General features: G+C 36.9%; 17 protein-coding genes. 13 read left to right on the top strand and 4 right to left on the bottom strand.

What is annotated here, in order from left to right:
• The first annotated feature begins 2 nt into the window (after nucleotides 1–2).
• On the top strand, nucleotides 3–1,244 hold the full coding sequence (gene pepT / locus K345_RS0100735; protein ID WP_028972543.1) for a peptidase T: 1,242 nt from the start codon (nucleotides 3–5) through the stop codon (nucleotides 1,242–1,244).
• Nucleotides 1,245–1,258: 14 nt separating this feature from the next.
• On the opposite strand, the gene alr is transcribed toward pepT, so the two are convergent.
• Nucleotides 1,259–2,365, bottom strand: coding sequence for an alanine racemase (gene alr / locus K345_RS0100730; protein WP_028972542.1), 1,107 nt, complete (start codon nucleotides 2,363–2,365; stop codon nucleotides 1,259–1,261).
• A gap of 66 nt (nucleotides 2,366–2,431) precedes the next feature.
• Here alr and K345_RS0100725 point away from each other — a divergent pair, with 66 nt between their 5' ends.
• The 4 genes from K345_RS0100725 to K345_RS0100710 all read left to right on the top strand — a co-directional run bounded on the left by K345_RS0100725 (nucleotide 2,432) and on the right by K345_RS0100710 (nucleotide 7,039).
• Nucleotides 2,432–4,303 carry a hypothetical protein gene (locus K345_RS0100725; protein ID WP_028972541.1) on the top strand — a complete coding sequence of 624 codons (1,872 nt, stop codon included), beginning with the start codon at nucleotides 2,432–2,434 and terminating at the stop codon, nucleotides 4,301–4,303.
• Nucleotides 4,304–4,401: 98 nt separating this feature from the next.
• Nucleotides 4,402–5,283, top strand: coding sequence for a hypothetical protein (locus tag K345_RS0100720; RefSeq protein ID WP_028972540.1), 882 nt, complete (start codon nucleotides 4,402–4,404; stop codon nucleotides 5,281–5,283).
• Nucleotides 5,280–5,933, top strand: a complete 654-nt coding sequence (locus K345_RS0100715; RefSeq protein WP_028972539.1) for a hypothetical protein — start codon at nucleotides 5,280–5,282, stop codon at nucleotides 5,931–5,933. Before K345_RS0100720 ends, K345_RS0100715 begins: the two co-directional genes overlap by 4 nt.
• A 23-nt stretch (nucleotides 5,934–5,956) precedes the next feature.
• Nucleotides 5,957–7,039, top strand: coding sequence for a hypothetical protein (locus K345_RS0100710; protein ID WP_028972538.1), 1,083 nt, complete (start codon nucleotides 5,957–5,959; stop codon nucleotides 7,037–7,039).
• Here the strand turns inward: K345_RS0100710 and K345_RS0100705 are convergent.
• Complete coding sequence (locus K345_RS0100705) at nucleotides 7,036–7,764, bottom strand: glycerophosphodiester phosphodiesterase (protein ID WP_028972537.1); 729 nt, start codon at nucleotides 7,762–7,764, stop codon at nucleotides 7,036–7,038. The two genes, K345_RS0100710 and K345_RS0100705, sit on opposite strands and share 4 nt — an antisense overlap.
• Nucleotides 7,765–8,214, bottom strand: coding sequence for a hypothetical protein (locus K345_RS0100700; protein ID WP_156888254.1), 450 nt, complete (start codon nucleotides 8,212–8,214; stop codon nucleotides 7,765–7,767). It abuts the gene before it with no gap.
• A gap of 89 nt (nucleotides 8,215–8,303) precedes the next feature.
• Between K345_RS0100700 and mnmE the strand changes: the two genes are divergently transcribed.
• The 3 genes from mnmE to rsmG are packed head-to-tail and all read left to right on the top strand — an operon-like array spanning nucleotide 8,304 to nucleotide 12,134.
• On the top strand, nucleotides 8,304–9,665 hold the full coding sequence (gene mnmE, locus K345_RS0100695) for a tRNA uridine-5-carboxymethylaminomethyl(34) synthesis GTPase MnmE (protein WP_028972535.1): 1,362 nt from the start codon (nucleotides 8,304–8,306) through the stop codon (nucleotides 9,663–9,665).
• Entirely contained in the window at nucleotides 9,666–11,510 is a 1,845-nt protein-coding gene (gene mnmG, locus K345_RS0100690) for a tRNA uridine-5-carboxymethylaminomethyl(34) synthesis enzyme MnmG (protein ID WP_028972534.1), read from the top strand. It begins immediately after the preceding gene.
• Nucleotides 11,511–12,134: a 16S rRNA (guanine(527)-N(7))-methyltransferase RsmG gene (gene rsmG, locus K345_RS19125; RefSeq protein WP_053227942.1), complete on the top strand. Its 624-nt coding sequence runs from the start codon at nucleotides 11,511–11,513 to the stop codon at nucleotides 12,132–12,134.
• On the opposite strand, the gene K345_RS0100680 is transcribed toward rsmG, so the two are convergent.
• Nucleotides 12,131–13,492: a tetratricopeptide repeat protein gene (locus tag K345_RS0100680; RefSeq protein WP_028972533.1), complete on the bottom strand. Its 1,362-nt coding sequence runs from the start codon at nucleotides 13,490–13,492 to the stop codon at nucleotides 12,131–12,133. The two genes, rsmG and K345_RS0100680, sit on opposite strands and share 4 nt — an antisense overlap.
• Before the next feature lie 80 nt (nucleotides 13,493–13,572).
• Here K345_RS0100680 and K345_RS0100675 point away from each other — a divergent pair, with 80 nt between their 5' ends.
• From K345_RS0100675 to K345_RS0100655, 5 genes are read left to right on the top strand one after another with little or no spacing between them, the layout of a single operon-like run.
• Nucleotides 13,573–14,529 (top strand): LysM peptidoglycan-binding domain-containing protein, encoded by a 957-nt coding sequence (locus K345_RS0100675; RefSeq protein WP_028972532.1) that lies wholly within the window; start codon nucleotides 13,573–13,575, stop codon nucleotides 14,527–14,529.
• 16 nt (nucleotides 14,530–14,545) lie between these two features.
• Nucleotides 14,546–16,504, top strand: a complete 1,959-nt coding sequence (locus tag K345_RS0100670) for a flagellar assembly lytic transglycosylase (RefSeq protein WP_028972531.1) — start codon at nucleotides 14,546–14,548, stop codon at nucleotides 16,502–16,504.
• 14 nt (nucleotides 16,505–16,518) lie between these two features.
• A complete protein-coding gene (locus K345_RS0100665) occupies nucleotides 16,519–17,331 on the top strand; it encodes an undecaprenyl-diphosphate phosphatase (protein WP_245584591.1) in 813 nt (270 codons plus the stop codon).
• A gap of 60 nt (nucleotides 17,332–17,391) precedes the next feature.
• A complete protein-coding gene (locus K345_RS19120) occupies nucleotides 17,392–20,109 on the top strand; it encodes a DNA translocase FtsK (protein WP_245584590.1) in 2,718 nt (905 codons plus the stop codon).
• A 2-nt stretch (nucleotides 20,110–20,111) separates the two neighbouring features.
• The gene (locus tag K345_RS0100655; protein ID WP_028972529.1) at nucleotides 20,112–20,999 is read left to right on the top strand and encodes an ATP-binding protein; all 888 of its coding nucleotides are present in this window, start codon (nucleotides 20,112–20,114) and stop codon (nucleotides 20,997–20,999) included.
• Nucleotides 21,000–21,028: the final 29 nt, after the last annotated feature.

Below are 21,028 nucleotides of genomic sequence, written 5' to 3'. Positions count from 1 at the left end.
GAATGAATCAGGATGCAATAGAAAAGGATGTCTGCGAACGATTTGTAAGATATGTTCAAATATATACAACTAGTGATAGGCATTCTTCAAAAGTACCTACCACAGATAACCAGTGGGATTTACTTAAACTATTAAAAGCAGAGCTAACAGATTTAGGTATGTCAGACATAGAATTAGATGACAAAGGGTTTTTGTTTGCACGATTACCAGGTTCAAAGGGATATGAAAACTTACCCTACATAGGACTAATGGCTCATGTGGATACAGCTGAAGATGCTCCTGGTGAAAATATCAAACCCCAATTACATGAACAATATGATGGTAATAAAATCGTCTTAAAAGAAGGTATTACTATTGATCCTCAGGAAGAACCAGAGTTACTGAGATATGTGGGCAAAACCGTAATTACAACAGATGGGACGACACTATTGGGCGCTGATGATAAAGCAGGTGTAGCTGAAATTATGACAATGCTTGTGTATTTAAAAGCTCATCCAGATTTTCCACATCCTCCCTTGGAAATTATTTTCACTCCAGATGAAGAAACTGGTGCTGGAATGGATAGATTTCCTTTGGATAAAGTTAGATCAAAATATGCTTACACAATGGATGCGGGTGAAGAAGGTGAGATAGAAGCTGAATGTTATACTGCTTATTATGCAAGAGTGTCCTTTAAAGGCATTCCCATACATCCAGGTTATGCTAGAGGGCGATTGGTTAATTCCATATCCATGGCGATTGCGTATATGAATATGATTCCCCGTTCTGAAAGCCCTGAAGCCACAGATGGTAGATTTGGTAATTATTGGGCACAGACGATCCAGGGAAGTGTACAAAACTCATTTATCGATATTTATATTCGTGATTTTAATACAGAACAAGTTGAGCGTAGAGTTAAGGCTCTTGAATCTTTTGCAAGAGCAACAGAAGCTGCTTTTCCTGGTGGTGTTGTTACTGTAGAGGCTAAGAAGCAGTATCTAAATATGAAGGACGAGTTGGATAAACATCCCCTGGTCATGGATAAACTACGTAAGGCGTTGGAAAATGCTGGTGTAGAAGCAAAGGAAAAAAGCATTAGAGGGGGGACTGATGGTGCCAGGCTAACCGAATTAGGTGTTCCTTGTCCTAATGTCTTTGCTGGTGGTCATAACTTTCATAGTTGTAAAGAATGGGTAGGTCTTCCAACAATGGTTAAGTCTGTTGATGTGTTATTGGAATTAATCAAACTATGGACTGAAAAATAAGAATTAAGTGGTTCCTAGATGTAATATCTAGGAACCCTTTTGGATATACTACAGAGAATTTCATAACTTATTGTTCCACACAAACCGGCTAAATCTTCAGCTGTGATTCCACAGCTCGGTCCGAAAAGTATAATAGAGTCACCTGACTTTATGTTTGTTGATTCACCAAGGTCCACCATAAACTGATCCATACAAATTGTTCCTGCAATAGGATAATATTTCCCCTTGCTATATATTTTTGCTTTGTTAGATAAACTTCTAAAATATCCATCAGCATATCCCACGGGTACAGTACCTATATAAGTATCTTCTTTTGCTATGTAAGTTCTTCCATAACCAATAGTTGTTCCTTTTTCAACTTTCTTGATTTGGGTGAATGAAGATACTAATTCCATAACAGGTTTAAAGTTAATATTTCGTTCTTGACTTAAAGAGGGATAATAGCCGTAGAGAATGATTCCTGGTCTTACCATGTTAAATAAACTATGGGCTTTATCAATGATAGCTCCTGAATTAGCTGCGTGAATTAAATCGGGATTAATATTGAGGGATTTTAGTGTAGCCAGTGATGCTTCGAATCGTTTTAATTGAATATCTGTGAATTCAGAAGGGCTTTGATCAGCAATAGGGAAGTGAGTACACAAACCTTTAACTATTATATGGTCCTGAAACAATTGTAGTTTTTTACCTAGAGAGAAAACCTCTTCAGGTTTGATACCAATTCGGCCCATCCCTGTATCGATATTAATATGGATATTAACCTTTCTGTTTAGTTTTTTTGAAACATTAACAATAGGTTCTATCATAGATTCTTCAGGGAGCATGATATCTATATTGTTGCTTACTAACTCTGTTAAATTATGAGATTCTGGATATCCCAACATTAATATAGGTGTTGATATGCCCTCTAAACGTAAAGATAACCCTTCTTCATATGTGGCAACTCCAAAGTAATCCATACCTAACTTAGATAATTCCTTTGCTATCTGGTTTTGTCCATGACCATAGGCATCCGCTTTGACTGCTCCACAGGTTTTGACATTCCTGGGCAGTAATTTCCGTATTTCATTGTAGTTATGTCTGAGGTTATCCATGTAAATGTTGGCATAAGTTGATCGCATTAATGCAAGCTCCTTAAGTTTAAACTCTTGGTATATATATTCGGGGTGTGATAAATTATAGATAACGTGAAAAGCATAATTAAGTACATAGTCCCTCTGTTTTGTATTGTTATCATAGTCAGCTGTGGAAAGATTCCATCCAATGTCTTTACCAATAAATCTGTGAAAGACTTCAAGTTAAAAACCTTGAACGAAGCTACTATAATCCAAAAAGGAATGACTATACCAGTAACCTTTACAAGGAAAGAGGCAAATGATATTGATTCTCTTTTGTTTGAACTGACGGATATGTCGGGTAAAGCATTTTACCAACATCAAATAAAGATAACTGGGGATACACAATCATTTGAGTTTTTGTGTCCAGACCTTAGTAGGGTAATAGAAGAGGATAGCCTGATAAAGGTTTTCTTTTCTGTTTTGGCAAAAGGAAAGAAAGTAGGTTCTGAGGAAATAAGAGTTTTCTATGTATTAAAGAATCCAGAATTGCCAGCAGTAGAAGTCTATCCCAATATTTTAAGTCCTGGTTCAACTTCACTTATATTAGCTGTGTTAAATGAAAGAAATCAAAACTATTATTTAAGATGGAAACAAGGGGATACAATTCTTAAAGAAGGATTTTCAGACAATAGAGAAGATTTGTTGCGTTGGACTGCTCCCTTTAACCATCAGGAATGGGCTTATCCTTTGACCTTAGAGTTATTTCCTGCTGATGCTTCACAAATCCATAGTCCCTCATCAATAAGTATTCCATTAGAGATAATCGTAAGAAATCAAGATCATGAAGACCCAAAAGAATTAGGTCCCGAAAAAAGTTATTCAACACTCTTCCACTTTAGAGGAAATACAAATCCTATTGATTCCCATCAGAGGCTAATTACTTCCAAAGTGGGATTGAAATATCCAAACATAATCAAAGGACAGTTTGGTTATGTTTTTGATAAAAATAATTATCTGACATTAGATGACTCTCTACTTACTTTTGATGGAATACAGCTCAATCCTCAAACAATAAATATAAACGGCTTATTGTTGGAGGATAAAAATTTGGACAGAATACTTACTTTTGTAAATAGTAAGGGAACTGAAATCCTTAAGTTGGGGTACGATAAGGAAAAAGGTTTTTATCTAAGTTATCTTAATGAGATTTTGAGCTATTCTTTGTGGACTCCTGAAAATAATCCTTTTAAATTGAGTTGTTCTTTTGTTCCGACTTCTGATGGATATACCATTCTATGGTATGGTTATGGAAGGATAACCAATATTACTAATATTTCAGCAATTAACTTAGATCTTTCCAGTGGGCAAACCATTATCGGGCGAGCATATAACGGGCAAATACTAATTGATGAATTGGGTCTCTATGATCATGATGCTCTTGGGCGCTCTTCTACAGATGGATATATATTTGAACGCTATCAAAAGGAACTACTAAGCGGGCAATTAATATTTGCAGACGGGTTTGATAGTCTTTATCTAAATCCCTCCTTATATTTACAAGGTATGGGTGATAGTCTTATAAGTTCTTTTGAATTGTATCCCGACAGTAATTTGAAGACTCCTTCCTTTGAAATTCGAGGTTCAGGGGTTCATATAGGTTTAGGTAATATCCTTTTGAACGATGGTGAAATAAAAATAGTTTGGGAGAACTATAATGCAGCACCTATACGAATATTTAAAGATTTCTACTACATCGATAATATTAGGTATCCTTTTTCCTCGACATTCAATACTTATGATTTTGAAATAAAGCTAGCCCAGGATGGATTATTTTTTAAAATACCCAATAAGGATTTAATACCCTTACCTTTTGGTTATGATGACAACATAAATGCTCATATTGAGATAGATACTCATGATCAATCAATCATTTTGCCCCAAATCCAACTTGCATATACTGATGTTAATATTGAATCTTTTAGCTCCCTAGTCTCCTATTAATTAATAAACATAGACTTTGTTTTTTATCAAAATAAGTGTTAGTTTATTAAGAAATTATTGTTTAACTAGTAATAGATAGTAAAAGTGGAGTTTTGTTTTTGAAACGGTTACCTATATTGGGTTTGTTGATAATGATTAATATAGTCTTCTCTTGTTCAACTATCAGTGAGTCTGATAATGATACAGTTGCTGAGGATCGTAGAATAAACGCTAAATCTGAATGGGATATCAACACCTATCTTGAAAAAACAAATCTTACTTCAACACAGTCAAAAGCAATTGCTTCTTATGTTCTTGATGCTAGTTATTACGTTGGTATTGTTGAATCTCAAATATCGGATCCGGTATTAGCTCTTTCTGGAATTGAGTTTATTCAAAGTTATTTTGAAGAGCATAATAGAATCATAACAAATTACAACCAGGATATTGCTATTAATAGTTCAGACAATTTAATAGCAGCAATGGAAGAAGGTAATGACTATTACATAGAGCTTCAGTTCTTCAGTCTTGATAATAATAAAATTATTGGCAGCATCCTTGTTTATGATGTTCTGACAAAAAAGAAAATTTCTATGTTTCCCATAGAGAGTTCGTTGAAGGACTCGATGGAAGAAACCTTTTCCAAAGATATTGGAAAAATCCTTCCTGTTATTCTCGAAGAATTAGATAGATATGCAATCGATAGGGCTATGATGGGTATTCCATACGAACTAGTTATTACTGGCAATATTGATACACGATTGTTAACTGTATTCAAAAAAGAACTTATTTCAAAGGTTGTGGAAGTAAGATCAACTGCAGTAACAGACTTTGAAATAACTTTTATTGTGTATTACATTGGAAATATTATGGAGTTAAATAATATAATACTTGGTATTACAGAAGAAACTACAGGATTGAGTTATATTAAGCCTGTAACCCAATCTCGTAATAAATTGATATTTAATTGGGGAAACACCCCAATCGGAGGAAAAAAATGAAAAGATTTTTTGGTCTTGTATTGGGACTGATTTTGGCTGGGATGGTTGTTTCCTGTGCTAGTTCGCCTAAAGAAACTAACGAACCAGCTTCAGCACCTTTAGAGGTTGTCACTAAACGTCCAGAAATAATTGACCACAAGAATTATGCCTGGGGCAAAGACGTTCCTGAATGGGTTTTAATGGACATTAGTGAATTAGAAAAACTCGATAAATATGAAGATGTTTATCTGTTTAAACTAGAATCTCCTAGAGGAAAGAGCTTAGAAGGTTTGAAAATGTGGACAGAAGATTTTCAAGCTGCTAGTGATGTTGTTAAAATGATCGATACAAGAGTAAGAGCTAAATTTTCTGGTGCTGCTGTTGGCGATCTTGATGATATTGAAGCTTATATGGAAAAAGTTGTTACTTCTCTTTCAGAAGCTAGTATTTCTGGTCTAAAGAAAGAAGGTGACTACTGGGTATTAAGAAGATATTTCACACCTGAAGGTGATGTAGATGAAGATGCTTATACTTATGTTTATCTTTATTCCATACAGAAAGATCTTCTTGATGAACAAATCCAGGATGCTATGGATGGTGTCGAAGCTGAGCCAGAAACAAAAGTTCGAGCTAAGGACTTAGTTCAAGAGGCTCTTAACGAACTAGAATAGTTTCAAAACAAGAGGCTACCCCCATGAAACTGATCAATTGTGTACTTTGTATTTGTTTGTTTATCGTTTTTATGGGGTGTAAGACCACAGAATCACAAGATAATATTTCGACTCCCGGTGATAAACCGGGAGTTCTTGATGAAGAATTGTCTATTATAGAAAAAGGTGATTCTTTTGCTGCTGATGAACAATACTATCAAGCTTTCGTCACTTATCTTACTGCCAGTAATATTGAAGAGAATTCTCTTATAATAAGTAGAATAGAAGGGGTTCTTCCTTATCTTAATATGGGCTCTGGTCAAGAAGATAAAGTATCCGTAAGATTGGGAGAGCAATTATCTCAAGGTCTTAAATTTTACGTTGAACAAAAGACTTCTTCAGAAAATCAGAAACTTGCAGCTATTCCCATTAAACTTAATTATTCCACCCAACTTCAAAATGGAAAAAAGACGGATAAACATTTGGTTTTAATTTCTTCTGGTCAGGGTTATGTTCTTTTTACTCCTCCTGAGGAACGATCTGTTGGACTATATAATGTAAAAGCTTTTTTATACCCCCCAGAATTAGAGAAATTGATAGAACAAAATAAATCTTTATACGACAGTGTATTATCTTTATTAGAACAAAAAAAATCATCTGTTCAGATTAATGTATATTCAATGGCACAGAATATTACTACGAGTACTTTGATATTAGATCTTGATTCGGGAGGTAAGCCCGTTGGACAAAACATAACAGAATTGGGTTTAGATTCGCACTTAAAAAAATCAGGTTATCAATTGAAAGTTAATAATCTGGATCATTTATATGTGTTAGAAGAGGATAATAATGCTGTACTTGATAGAATAAAAAGAGATTATGGCGATACCATAAAGAGAATCATTATTGGAACTGCTCAATTAGAAGACTTCTCCTACGATGGTCAAAATTATTCTGTTAAAGTGTATGGCGATATTCGCGTTTTTAATGTTCAAACAGGTGAAGTTTTGCTTCGCACTCGTAGATATAAACTAATGCAAGGTCAGAACCTGGATAGCACCTTAAACTCATCCTACAGACAATTAGGAATAGATTTAGCTCAAAAACTAAAGGAAGAATTACCTTAGATTATTAAATCTTCCGGACAATCGCTTATGACTCCCCACACTTTCAATGCTTTTAGTCGATCAAATTCAGCTTGATCATTCACAGTCCATGCCAGAAAAGGATGCTTCATGCCCCCTTGTTTGATTTGTTCATGATGAGGTTTTTCCATATCCGCTTTAGATATGAGTGTTGGTAACTTCCCCCCTCGAAAAAGAAAGGGAACTTCTTTGTGTGTACTATATAATTGTGCTGTTGGGAGCGATGTATAACTCTTCTTCCATTTCCTTAGAATGAATGGATCAAAAGAGGATATTAGACAGTGATTTTGTAGATTATACCTGAATATTAATTGATTAAGATTATACAGGAACTCATCTACTTTATAGTTTCCACTTTTGATTTCAATATCATAAATGACTGAATTACCTAACAATTCAAATACTTCCAAAAGGAGTGGTATTTTTTGATCAGAAAAAGTTGGACCGAACCAGCTACCTGCATCAAATTCTTTGATCTGATTAATACCTAAATTATACACAGATCCAGAACCATTTGTTGTTCTGTCCAGGGTTGTATCGTGGAGAACAATAATTTCACCTGTCTGACAAGGATGAATATCTAATTCAACTCCGGCAATGCCATAAGTTTTAGCGAGGGAAAAGGCTGCCAGAGTGTTCTCTGGAGCTTTCTGAGAGCAACCTCTATGACCAAATAGGCGAGGTTTATTAGTTCTTTCAAATATCATTTATAATCCCATCTTTTTCTTGAGTTCATTTAACGCGTTGTCAATTTCGGGAGAATCTACTTCCGTGTTATTATCAGTTGTTACGCCTAATACATTTTCAAATTCCTGTAAAAGCAGTTCTGCATCAACTGTCTTGTCTGTTTCAATATCAATATTGATCAACTGTCCTTTCATAACATCTATTGATGATTTTAGGGAAGACTCTTCTAGAATAAGTTTATCAATTTCTGTTTTTAGTTCATTAACACGTGTTTCTGCTGCTTTTATCAATTCACTTTCACTGGCCTGGGTAGCTAGCTTATGCCTATTTTCCCATAGCTTAAGTTCTTCAGCTTTCTTTTTATGCTGTCTTTGTGTTTCCTTTAGGGCCAGTATTACATTTTTAATCTGTTCTCGAGCGTCTAGGGAATCAAATCCGCCTAGATCGTTTATATTAGGCTCATCATTCATAAAAACAGTTTCTATTGAGCTTATAAAATAGTCAAGTATCAATATGTACCCTATTGTCCTAGTCAAGTAAATTCACTATTTTTATTCAGATGAAAGATTTAGAATACCAAACAGAGGATCTGATAGCCGCTTTAGCTACTCCTTGGGGTGAAAGCGCATTGGCTATTATTAGAACTTCTGGACCTGACTGCATCAGGACCATTAGTTCTATCTTTTCCCAGCCAGAAAAGTTATTAGAATCCAATGGATATACAATACATTATGGTTATCTCCTTGATCCTGTAAGCAAGGAGAAGGTAGATGAGATAACAGCTGCTATATATCGTGAAGGCAAGAGTTATACTGGGCAAGAATCTGTTGAGTTATTTGTTCATGGCAGTCGACCAGGGATATCCAGAATTTTGGATTTGCTGCGTAGAACAGGTTTCAGAGATGCTGCTCCGGGTGAATTCACTATGAGGGCTTTTTTGGCGGGCAAACTTGATTTAACCAAAGCAGAAGCCATTCATGAATTGGTTACTGCAAAAACGAATAGGGCTCAAGCTTTAGCCATGAATCGTCTGAGTGGCGGTGTAGAAGAAAAAATCAATGCCATTAAAAGCAAATTACTTAATTTTTTGAGTGCCCTTTCTCTTGAACTTGATTATGCAGAAGATGAAGTTCAAGCAGTAGAATTACCTGTCGTTCGGATCGAAGAGGCTCGTGAGGATATCTCAACTTTACTCAAAACATACAATACTGGAAAAATATATCAGGAAGGTATAAGAATTGTTCTAGCTGGCAAAACCAACGCTGGTAAATCCAGTTTGTTTAATCTCTTTCTTCGGGAAGATAGATCCATTGTGTCTGATATACATGGAACGACAAGAGATTATTTGGAATCGTGGATCAACCTTAAAGGTATTCCTGTCAGGCTTTATGATACGGCAGGACTAAGACTATCAGATGATCCTATCGAACAAGAAGGAATAAAAAGAACTGCTGATGTAATCGATTCTGCTGATATCATTCTATATCTCATAGACGGTGCCTCTGGAATTTCTATAGAAGATACAACAAATATTAATCAATATGATAGTGATAAGCTCATATGTATCTGGAACAAAACGGATGTATCTCTCCTTAATAAACCTGATGGGTATGTCCCTTTAAGTGCCAGTACTGGTGTCGGTTTTATTGAATTAGAAAGGCATATTCAGGATAAACTGGCTATGGGTCGGCATGAGCTTAAGGGAGACGTTGTTATAGATTCACAAAGACAAAAAGATCTCCTTGATAGAGCTAATGATAGTCTGGAACAAACAATAGAAGGTTTAAATGGGAATATGCCTCTGGATATGATTGCCATTGATTTGAAAGACGCTCTGGATGCCTTGGGTGAGATAACGGGAGAAGTCTCGTCCGCTGATATTCTGAATAATATGTTCTCGAATTTTTGTGTGGGGAAATAAATGGATTTTGATGCAATAGTTATAGGGGGAGGGCATGCTGGTATTGAAGCTGGCTTGGCTCTCGCCAGAATGGATTTTAATACACTGTTAATCACTCAGAACCTGGATACTATAGGTAAGTTATCCTGTAATCCAGCAGTTGGTGGTTTAGCAAAAGGTAATATGGTACGAGAGATCGATGCTCTCGGTGGAGAAATGGGCCGTCTTATTGATGCTTCGATGATTCAATTCAGAATTCTGAATAAGAGTAGGGGCCCTGCTGTTCAGGCCCCCAGAGCTCAAGCGGATAAATGGAAATACCAATCCATGGCCAAGAGAACGTTAGAATTGCAAAAAAATCTGCGTCTCTTCCAGGATACGGTTGCTGATTTTCAGGTAGACACAACAAATAAGAAGATAACAGGTGTTATCACAGAAAGGGGAAAGAAATTTACCTGTCATAAGGTTGTCTTGACCACTGGTACATTTTTAGCTGGGAAGATCTTTATTGGGGAATTTGAAAAGTCCTCAGGACGTATTGGAGAGCCCGCGGCTCATGGTTTGGATGTTACTTTAAGAAAACTTGGTTTTAATGTAGGTCGTATGAAAACGGGAACCCCGGCAAGGGTTGCCAAAAGTAGTCTGGACTTTACAAAAATGGAATTACAATATGGAGATGAAGATGTAGTCCCCTTTAGTTTTGGTCATTCCTCTGTTAAACGACCAACTTTACCATGTTATATAACCTACACCAATGAAAAGACACATCAAATTATTGAAGAAAATATGCATAGAAGTCCTCTCTACTCTGGAAAAATAGTAGGCTCAGGACCAAGGTATTGCCCCAGTATAGAAGATAAGGTCGTAAAATTCCCAGACAGGGATAGACATCAGATATTTGTTGAACCAGAAGGTTTAGATTCTGAAGAGATGTACCTCAATGGTATATCCAGTTCTCTTCCAGAAGATGTTCAAGAAGCCTTTATTCATACCTTACCTGGGTTAGAGCATGCAGAAATCATGCGCCCCGGCTATGCTGTTGAATATGATTATTGTGATCCTAGTCAACTATTTCCTACTTTAGAGAGTAAAATCCTTAAAGGTTTATATTTAGCAGGTCAAACAAATGGGTCAAGTGGTTATGAAGAAGCGGCTGCACAGGGATTGATGGCCGGTATTAATGCTGGTCTAAGTATGCGTGGAGAGGAGCCTTTAATCCTTTCTAGAGCAGAAGCTTATATTGGTGTATTAGTTGACGACTTGGTTACCATGGGAACAGAAGAACCTTATAGAATGTTTACTTCCAGGGCTGAACACCGTATTGGATTACGTCATGATTCCAGTGACGCCAGACTTTTTGACAAAGGTTACCAGTTAGGACTCCATACTCAAGAACGTTATGAACAACACAAACAAAAACAAGAGGGAATCATTCATATAAAGGAATATCTTCACAAAAGAAAGCTTACACGTGATGATATAGCGAAAGATGAACTTCTAAAAAAACATCAGGGAAAGGATTTTTATAATGTCCTTAAGGATCCAGAGGTGTCCCTAAAACGTTTATTGGAATTAGATGAAACAATGCCCTTTGGTCATTCTCCTGAATGGTTGAACCAAGTTGAATTAGATGTCAAGTATGAAGGGTACATTTTAAAGCAGGAAAGACAGATTAAACGCTTTCAGAAAATGGAAACGCAGATCATTCCTTCTAGTATTAATTACGATGAAATAGAAGGATTGAGCAAGGAAGGTCGGGAAAAACTAAAAAATGTTTTACCCCATTCTATTGGTCAGGCAAGCCGTATCAATGGAGTACGAAACGGTGATATTGCTGTATTGATGGTTTCCCTGGGTAGAAGGTAAATGTTAGATATAAAGACCCTTCTGGAAGAAATCGGCATAACTGTTGATAAAGCTCACTATGAAAAACTTTTGAGGTATAGGAAAGAGTTAATTTTCTGGAATCCTAAGTATGGTTTGGTCAATTATGAAGATGAGGATGAGCTTGACTATTGGCATTTTGTTGACTCGCTGGCTCCTATGCCATTGATCAATAGTCATAAGTATGAGAGCTTGGCAGACCTTGGTTCTGGTCCAGGATTGCCGGGAATCCCATTGGCTATCTTTAATCCTGATAAGCATATCCATCTTGTTGAAAGATCAAGTCGAAGGGTGAAATTCCTTAAGGCAACAATACTTCAGTTAGGATTGGAAAACGTTCATATCATTGATCGCAACTTAGGTGAAGTTCAATCAAAGTTTGATCTGATCACTTTTAGAGCCTTTCGACCTTTCAGTGAAGATATTGTTAAAGATATTAAAAACATTGCCCATAAGGACACATGGATTTGTGCCTATAAAGGAAAAAGGGAGCATACAGAACAAGAAATAACTCCCTACAAAGAACAGATTCTAAACAGCAATATAGACACTCTTCCTATGAAAGGAAGAGAACGTCATTTATTGAGTTTTCAGTTCAAGTTTTAAAAACGATCTGACTTTTGTAGTATGTCCATTAACCTCTGTTTATCTACAAGGTCGATGAGTCTAGCTTCAACAAACTTTTGCGCCCCTTCTGAATACTCACCAGGGGTCATGCAGAATCCCCGACCAGCTCGCATATCCTTAATTCTAGCATGAAGATCTCTTAAAAATAGTTCACCAATTTGACCCGTCGTTCTAACAAATCGGAATAAAATGACATCTTCCCATTTTGCCGTTGATATTTCTGCCAGCACATCAGCATACTCATTTTTATTGACATGAATATCAATAATTTTCACTCGAGACTTCTTAAACATATTCTGTGTTATCTTGCGACATAAGGTTACAAACTCACTGGTAGGTGCCAATAAATAAGTTTGAAGATTTCTATTGGAGTGCAGTTCAGAATACTTTTTTATCAGGTCACTAACATCTTTATAACTAGGATTAATATTCCTGATCTCTTTAAATAAAGCTAGAGCTTTTCCTAATTCTTGTGTATTAGAATAAGCATTTCCCAGACGATAACGCAATTCCATCGCAAGATCAGAAGTGAGATTTTGGTGTTTCAAACCAATTTCAAAATCCATAATAGCCTTATTAAAGTTTTTAAGTTGCAGATTAATGGTTCCTGCCATCAATGCTGCATGAGGTCCCATAACAGGATCTGGTCTCAAATGGGTAAAGATTTTTAGGGCTTTGTCACTTTGACTCTGTTCAAAATAGGATTGTGCTAAAAGGAACATACTTTCTTTGTCGTCTGGTTCCAGGTCTAGAGCTTTTCTAAGCATGGTGCTTGATTCTTTGAATTTTTTCATTTTGTACAAACTATGACCAAGATATTTTGAGGTTTCAGGAAGGTCACTTTTTTCTGCCACAGCCTGTCGAAGCAAAGCAGCTGCTTTCTCATAGTTTTTACGTTGAAATTCTATGATTCCCAAATTATTGTTGATCTCAAAAACATCCTGTTTCATCGTTCTTGCTATGGCGAGATTTTTATAAGCTTCATCAAAGTTTTTCATCTTCATCGCACAGAGGCCGTAACGTAAATTAATAGTGTATTCATCCAAATCCGGATTCATGGCTACCAAATTTAACAAAGCTCCATAGGCCTTATAAGCTTTTTCAATATCTCCGTCTGTATAATAGATATCCGCTAGAGCACTAAGGGCTCCTGTATCTTTTGGGTTAATACTTAATTTTCTATTTGCTTCTCTAAGGACAGCGTTTCTGTCTTTTCTTTTCTTGTTTTTTGTTCCAGACCCGTCTTTTCCACTTAAATTCAAGACTTTTATAAAGAAAAATAATATAATTAATAGGACTAATGAGCCGATAACCAAAAAAGGTAGTATGTCAATCATGGCTAAATTATTGTACCTGATAGAAGCCCTTGTCAAGCAAGGAAATCAGTGGTCAGAATGGTAAGGGGAGACATAAATATATGTTGGGGATTAAACAAGCAGACGGAACCTTCTATGCCATTATGGATGAGAAGGAAAATACGAGTAAGAGAGTTGTACTTACAACCAGTCATGGTGGTCAAAAGGGTGTCAAAGTCCCAATCTTTAAAGGGCAGGGCGAGGAAATGGCCAATGCCACTCCTGTAGGCGTCCTGACACTTGATTTAGGTCAGGATAGTTCCTCTAGTCCTGAACTCCATTTGACTGTTGGTGTTGATAGTGAAAGTGTTTTTTCTGGTACGTTGGAAGATCCCGAAACAGGTGAAAAACAGCATCTATCTATAAGTCTTGAGACAGATACTATGAATTTGGGTATGTTTGATGTTCCAGATTTTGATTTAGATCCTGATGAAGGTACGACAGCCCAGGACATTTTGAATGAGTTCCCTGATGCTGAAGACGTGGCTGGTCAATATGAAGAAGAACCAGAAGAGTTCTCTACTGCCATAATGGATGAAAATGATCTTGATAATGATGGTAGCTATTATGGTGATGATCAAAGAGAAAGTAAAAAGGGTTCCACCATATTAAAGGCAGGTTTCATCGTTTTAGCCTTGGCTCTTTTGGCAATTGTGATATACTTGGTGCTAGGTTATCTTAGAGATAGACCTGAGTCTGAACCCTCTATGGAGACAAAAGAACCTGTATCTCAGGTGATGGAGGAAGCTGATGAAAGTGTTCCACCACCTACACCAGTTACCATAGAGCCTGAGAAAGAAGTAGCGCCTGTTGAGGTAGAGGTTAATTCGGACGATGAAGTAGTGGCAGCAGATCCTGTAGTTGTGACACATTTAATTAAATGGGGTGATACACTTTGGGATTTATCTGCTAATTACTATAGAAATCCTTGGTTATACGGACATATTGCTAATTTTAATGAAATACCAAATCCAGATCTTATCTATGCGGGAGATACTTTACTTATTCCTGAAAAGTAGTTTCCTATTATTATTAATGTCATGTCATACTGACGAATCACTCACCCTTTATCAGGCATCACAGAAGAAAGCGCCTCTTCACAGGAGCACTTATCCTCACGGTTACTGGTTTTTTACTTCTCTTGATGAAAATCTTAGCCCTCAGGAACGCTTGGAATATCTTAAGAAAGAAGGTACTGACAGGGAGTCTCCCTGGCGGGAAGAAGCTATTGAACGTGTCATCCAGTTATATAATCAGAATAGTGAATGGGCTAACCTTAAAAACTATTTAGAACCTCTTGTAAAGGAGGATAAGCCCCGTAATATTTGGTTATATAATTATGGTCTATCCATGTACTGGCAAGATCAACGAGTCGAATCTTTAGATGTATGGGAAAAGGTTGATCTGACACAATTATCATCCACATTACAAGAAGAATATTATCTTATCCTTAGCGTAAGTTTATGGGAAAAGGGAATAAGAGTCATTCCTCCAGAAATGATAAGTTTACTTACCAAAACCAGCCCCTCTTCGCTAGATCTAAGATTGGCTAGTTATGTAGAGATCCATCCCGAATTTGATGAATTATTTGATGAGGATTTATTAGCCATAAAAGACCTCCGACTGGCTTTAGCCAGGAATTCCTATAACCAGATATATGATTTATTGGATCAAAAAATAAATATTCCCTCTTCTCTGTATTATTCAATATATAGATATTTTCTGAATCAAAATCAGTACACAAAGGGTAGTCAATGGTTTGGCCAGAAAAGCGATACTGATAGTTCTTTTTATAAAGGATTATTAGACCGTCAATATGGTTATTATGATCGTGCCTATACTTCCTTTAGCGAGATAGAGGATCAATCAAGTTCTATTCCAATGAGGCGAGTCTTATGGTATCAACTGGATTCTGCTTTTAGAACTGACTTTGATAAAGGTATTGAACTTTTAAGTAATAATAGCTCTGTTTGGCAATGGGATGAATACTTCGAAGATCTCTTTGAAAATATTCGATTAAAACAAATCAGCAAACGACAGGGGAATGGCTTAGTAAAACTATGGCCACTGTTATCCCAATATGGAACAGCTGAAATAAAATCTTCCTATGCTTATACAATTGCTAGAATGTCCCAAATAGGATGGATAAATAAGGACGAAGAATACTATTTTAATCAGGCCTATCAAGCCTATCCTTGGGGATTTTACGCAATTATGAGTCGTTACAAGACTCATCAGGAATATGGGCTTCCCAATGGGCTAAGAAAAACTAGTGGACCCAAATCGGTAGTATATGAAGATGCCCTTTGGGAACCTTATTTGTGGTTTGGAGTAGTCCAGGAGGGAGCTGAAAAAATAAATCTTCTAAAGCCCAATCTGTCAGCTTCTTTGTTGTTAAGGTACGCAGATGAGCTAATAAAGGAAGATTTACCTTTATTGAGTATTAGAATAATGAATTTGTATTGGGATAGTGGGTATGAAATCAATAATGAAGAACTCCTCCGTTTTTATCCTCAAGCTTATAAGAAAATGATGGATCAGGTGATTCAGAAGGAAAAACTGTACAGTCCCATTTTTTGGGGTTTAGTTCGGGAAGAGAGTCACTTTCAGGCAGACATAGGATCTCATGCTGGAGCTATAGGACTGAGTCAGCTAATGCCCTCTACTGCTGCTGAAGAAGCTAAACGAATAAAGCTGAAGGATTTTGATTTAAAGAATCCTAATGATAATCTAACACTAGGTAGTCATTATTTGAGACGTTTAAGGGATAGAACAGATTCTTATAGTGATGCCTTAATGGCCTATAATGCTGGTCTAACAAGGCTTCGTCGATGGAAAAATCAATATAGTCGATGGCCGTCGGATCTTTTTATTGATGTTATACCTTTTGAAGAGACACGTAACTATAATAAAAAGGTACTTGTCTCCTCTGTGTTTTATGGTATGCTCTATGATCAACGAACAGCAGAAGAGGTTCTGGATAAATTTTTCTAAAAGGATAGAGAAACATGATGGATTGGTGGCAAGGCTTAATGCTTGGTGCACTTCAGGGTGTGGCTGAATTTTTACCTATATCTTCATCAGGACATTTATTAGTCCTAAGAAATTTATTGGGCTTGGGAGATGTTCCTGTCCTTTTTGATGTATTACTGCATTTGGCGACTTTATTGGCCATTTTTATCGTTTTTCGTAAGAAGATAGGAAGTATCATTTCATCGTTATTGAAGTTTTCTAAGTCTGACAAAAATGAAGCTGATAATAAAAATATAATTATGGTTGGTATGATCCTTATTGGAACCTTAATCACTGGCGTTATTGGTGTATTAATCCAAAAATTAGAAGTTGATAAGTATCCTAAATTTACTTTCTTGTTTTTTATTGTAACAGGTCTGATATTATTCTTTCTTCATGTCTACAAAGGCAAGCAAAAGGAAAGCACAGATTTAAGCACAAAGCGTATGTGGTTTGTCGGTTGTTTTACTGGTTTTGCCCAAGGTTTAGGAGTTTTTCCGGGAATATCGCGATCTGGTATTACCATATCTGCCAGTCGCTTAGCGGGAATGTCTCAAGAAGAAGCAGGTGAATATAGCTTTCTTATAGCCATTCCTGCCATCTTGGGAGCTGTACTCCTTGACCTAAAAGATGCGGGAAACCTATTTGATTCTGTGACACCTTTTGTTTTAGTCATAAGTATAATAGCTAGCTTTTTAGTTGGGTTGGTCAGTTTAACCTGGCTCTTGAGGTTACTTAAAAAAGGAAAGCTATATTACTTCAGCTTTTATCTTATTCCTTTAGGAGTTCTGGGCTTAATCTTTTTTTAGATCTAAGCCCCCTATAAAGATCCTTCTAAATAATCCGATAAAAAGGGAAGGGGGATGCTTGTGGATTCTTTTAGCAACATTGTAAAGAACACCTTGATTGGAGTGGCTAGCTTTATTGGGGTGTCCCTTTTATTATATTCATTAGGTGCGGCAGATTGGCCTGTCATAGGTATCATTGCTGCTCCGGGTAAATTTTTTTATCGCTCTTTTCTCGGTTTATCCTGGTATATACCTATCTATCTGGGTATGCTTCTGTATCTCTTATTATCTAAGAAAAACCATTATCAGCTGGTTTATTGTCTGAATGCTTCCCTCATTCCTTATTTAACATTAGCCCTTATGGTTCAGATTGTATCTGGAGTAGAAGGCTCTCCAGGTGCTGATTATTATCGTAATACAGTAGGGGAAGCAGGAAGTGTTGTTCTTTTTTCTTTATTTATTCTGATAGAAATATTAGCGCTCTTCATATTATATCAATTCCTTTTCAAGCGATTTGCCAATCAAAGTTTATCAGTAAAGGAAAGTTTGACTAGTATTGCTAAGGAAGCGAAGAAACGCTTCTTCCCAGGGTCTGAAAATGATAATGAGAATGAAGAAATTGTAGAAGAAGAAGTTATAGAACAAGAGCCGATCATAGAGGAAAGAAGAGAACCTGATTTAGATCGAGAACTTCATTCTTATGAAGAACGTAATGAGTTAATCAATCAAAGCTTTGTTGAGGCTCAGTCAGAAATGGTTTATGAAGAAGACCCTTTTATCAAAGAAATGTATGAGATGGAAGAAAGGCTTAATCAGGAGCTTAAAGAGTATGAAAATCAGCTCAATAATCCACCCGAAGAAGGTGAGGTTGTAGAATGGGAACGATTAGTTACCCATCCTATGCCAAAGGGTATAGATCAATTTATACCTCCTAGTCAGGGAACTTATTTTTCCAAAGAACAAGTCCTAAAAGAATTAAAAGGTCAAAGTGAAGTCTTAGAAAGTAACCCCATAATCCCGGAAGAGCCTCCAGAAACGGAATATATTCCAGACAATTATCAAGAAGAAGTTATTTCCACCCCTATAGAGGAAACACAGGAAGACCTTCCTCCAGATGAAGTGGTGCCTGAGCCAGTCATTGAAGATTCTGAAGAACCTGTCTGCCAAGAAGCAAAAAAGGAAGATGTTATTGAGACTCTTCCTGTGCTGGAACAAGAAGACTTTGGCGAGGATGATGAAGACGAGGAAGACGACGAAGAAGATGATGAAGAGGATCTTCTACCAGGTGAGGATAGGGATGGACAGTTGCGAGAGGCAAACCTTCCTAAAGGTATCCCTCATGTAGAACGTGATCTAAGAAGTTCCTATGGTGGTAAGTACAAAGTTCCTGTTTCTGGCCTATTAAGACCTCATGGAGACATGTCTTACTTAAAAATAGATGAAGCTACTCAAGAAGCCGCAGAAAAGCTCAGAATGACCCTGGAAGAATTTAAAATTCAAGCAGAAGTAACTGGTATTCGTAAAGGTCCTGTTATCACCATGTTTGAAATCCTTCCTGCACCGGGAGTTAAACTAAGCAAAATTACAAATCTTGCAGATAATATAGCTCTTAGGTTAGCCGCCTCCCGGGTTAGGATCGTGGCACCTATTCCTGGTAAGCATGCTGTGGGTATTGAAGTTCCTAATAAAAAACGATCTCTGGTAAGTTTTTCAGAGATGATTGATTCTGAGCAATTCCAACAAGATGACAAAGCTTTGCCTATCGTACTAGGGAAGGATATCTCCGGGGATGTCCAGATTGTTGATCTATCCAAGACACCTCACCTGCTTATAGCAGGAGCTACCGGGTCTGGTAAATCTGTCTGTGTGAATAGCTTAATATGTTCCTTACTCTATAAGCGTTCCCCAGACGAAGTAAGACTCATGATGGTTGATCCAAAGATTGTCGAACTGAAATTTTATAATGATATTCCTCATTTATTAACACCAGTCATTACGGATCCTAAGAAAGCATTACAGGCCATCCAATGGTGTTTGTATGAGATGGAACGACGTTATGCCCTTCTTGATGCCTTAGGGGCTCGTGATATTACCAGTTATAATAATAAGGTAGAGAAACGGTCCTTAGCGACAAATAAGCTTCCCTATATTGTGGTAGTTGTTGATGAGTTTGCCGATCTTATGGCAACAAGTGGTAAGGAGTTAGAAGGTATTTTGGCTCGATTAGCTGCTATGAGCCGGGCCGTTGGTATTCACCTTGTTTTAGCAACACAAAGACCAAGTATTGATGTTATTACTGGTCTTATTAAAGCTAACTTTCCCTCTCGTATCGCCTTTATGGTAGCCAGTAAGACAGATAGTCGAATCATTTTAGATGCAATGGGGGCTGAAAAATTACTGGGTAAGGGAGACCTTCTCTTTACTTCTTCATCGGAACCTTTCCCTGTGAGAATGCAGGCGGCGTTCCTATCAGAAGATGAAGTAGAAAATGTAGTTGATCATGTTAAAACTTTGGGGAAACCAGACTATATAGATGACGAAATCTTTATGGAAGATGATGAAAATGATACAGACACTGCAAGTCTTTTTGCAGAAGATGCAGACCCTCTTTATGATAAGGCTCTTGAAATCGTTCTTCATGCAGGCAAAGCCAGTGCTTCTTATTTGCAAAGAAGATTAAAGATAGGGTATAACAGAGCGGCTAGGCTTGTTGAAGAGATGGAAGAACGGGGTATCGTTGGTCCTGCTCAAGGTTCTAAACCACGACAAGTCATTCATTTTACAGCATCAGGAGAATAAACATGAACTCTACTGTTGGAGATTTACTTCATTCCATAAAAGAACTCAATCCTGCTCAACAGACATCCTTTCTTATCCAACTACTAGACGCCAATCCTTTATTTGAAAAGATATCCCGGGATGAAGCAAATCTTCTGGTTCAAAGGGATAAAGAAGATGCTGAAAAACTTCAAAGAGGCGTTGATTATGCTTTGGATAAGAAAATACTATCAGTTTCAGATAAGGAGAATTTCCGCTGGTCCATTATTGATGTGGAAGGCAAGACTCCCGATGATGTGCTTCAATTAATAGTAAAAAGTCTTCCTGACAATATAAAAGGAACCACTTTGTTGATCTGTGGTGAGTCTGGTGTTGGAAAAGGTACCTTAGTAGATTTACTATCCTCCCATTATCCTCATGCTCTTCAATGGTCCAATGGGGATATTTTTCGCCTCTATACCTATCTATTCCTTCAGAACTTTCCTAGTAAAAAAGATAATTTAGATGGTATTAGTCTAGAAGAATTGGATGTCATTAGACAGCTAATAAGTATAGAGGGGAACGAAGTCCTTTATAATGATGGCGTTCATAGGATTCCCATAAAGGATGTAAAGAATACTTTGTTTAAGACAAATGAAATCAATAGATTACTTCCTTCCTTTGCTTATTATCTACAAGGGGAAGTGATTAACTTTACCAATCGTTTTATCAAAGACAATTCTGATTCCTTTGTCATTATCGAAGGACGCAAAGCTACCTTACAGCATATTAATTCACCAGTTCGTTTTGAACTAATCCATAGTCAGAAATCTCTTTTGGGAGCACGAAGGGCTGCACAGAAAATCATAGCGGCCTGTCATTCTAAAGGCAAAAGTGTTGCCCTAAATGATTTATTAGAACAATACCAATAAAAAGGGCTACAACCTAAGTCATCTGACTC

The sequence above is a fragment of the Spirochaeta cellobiosiphila DSM 17781 genome, from assembly GCF_000426705.1.
In the GTDB taxonomy this organism is placed as follows: domain Bacteria; phylum Spirochaetota; class Spirochaetia; order DSM-17781; family DSM-17781; genus Spirochaeta_E; species Spirochaeta_E cellobiosiphila.
The sequence above is the reverse complement of the archived record's forward strand: the minus strand, read 5'-3'. Positions and strand labels throughout refer to the sequence as shown.

What these genes read in the sequence shown, in the direction of transcription:
- pepT (WP_028972543.1), top strand. Translation starts at nt 3, where the DNA reads ATGAATCAGGATGCAATAGAAAAGGATGTCTGCGAACGATTTGTAAGA.
- alr (WP_028972542.1), bottom strand. Translation starts at nt 2,365, where the DNA reads ATGCGATCAACTTATGCCAACATTTACATGGATAACCTCAGACATAAC.
- K345_RS0100715 (WP_028972539.1), top strand. Translation starts at nt 5,280, where the DNA reads ATGAAAAGATTTTTTGGTCTTGTATTGGGACTGATTTTGGCTGGGATG.
- K345_RS0100710 (WP_028972538.1), top strand. Translation starts at nt 5,957, where the DNA reads ATGAAACTGATCAATTGTGTACTTTGTATTTGTTTGTTTATCGTTTTT.
- K345_RS0100705 (WP_028972537.1), bottom strand. Translation starts at nt 7,764, where the DNA reads ATGATATTTGAAAGAACTAATAAACCTCGCCTATTTGGTCATAGAGGT.
- K345_RS0100700 (WP_156888254.1), bottom strand. Translation starts at nt 8,214, where the DNA reads ATGAATGATGAGCCTAATATAAACGATCTAGGCGGATTTGATTCCCTA.
- mnmE (WP_028972535.1), top strand. Translation starts at nt 8,304, where the DNA reads ATGAAAGATTTAGAATACCAAACAGAGGATCTGATAGCCGCTTTAGCT.
- mnmG (WP_028972534.1), top strand. Translation starts at nt 9,666, where the DNA reads ATGGATTTTGATGCAATAGTTATAGGGGGAGGGCATGCTGGTATTGAA.
- rsmG (WP_053227942.1), top strand. Translation starts at nt 11,511, where the DNA reads ATGTTAGATATAAAGACCCTTCTGGAAGAAATCGGCATAACTGTTGAT.
- K345_RS0100680 (WP_028972533.1), bottom strand. Translation starts at nt 13,492, where the DNA reads ATGATTGACATACTACCTTTTTTGGTTATCGGCTCATTAGTCCTATTA.
- K345_RS0100675 (WP_028972532.1), top strand. Translation starts at nt 13,573, where the DNA reads ATGTTGGGGATTAAACAAGCAGACGGAACCTTCTATGCCATTATGGAT.
- K345_RS0100670 (WP_028972531.1), top strand. Translation starts at nt 14,546, where the DNA reads ATGTCATGTCATACTGACGAATCACTCACCCTTTATCAGGCATCACAG.
- K345_RS0100665 (WP_245584591.1), top strand. Translation starts at nt 16,519, where the DNA reads ATGATGGATTGGTGGCAAGGCTTAATGCTTGGTGCACTTCAGGGTGTG.
- K345_RS0100655 (WP_028972529.1), top strand. Translation starts at nt 20,112, where the DNA reads ATGAACTCTACTGTTGGAGATTTACTTCATTCCATAAAAGAACTCAAT.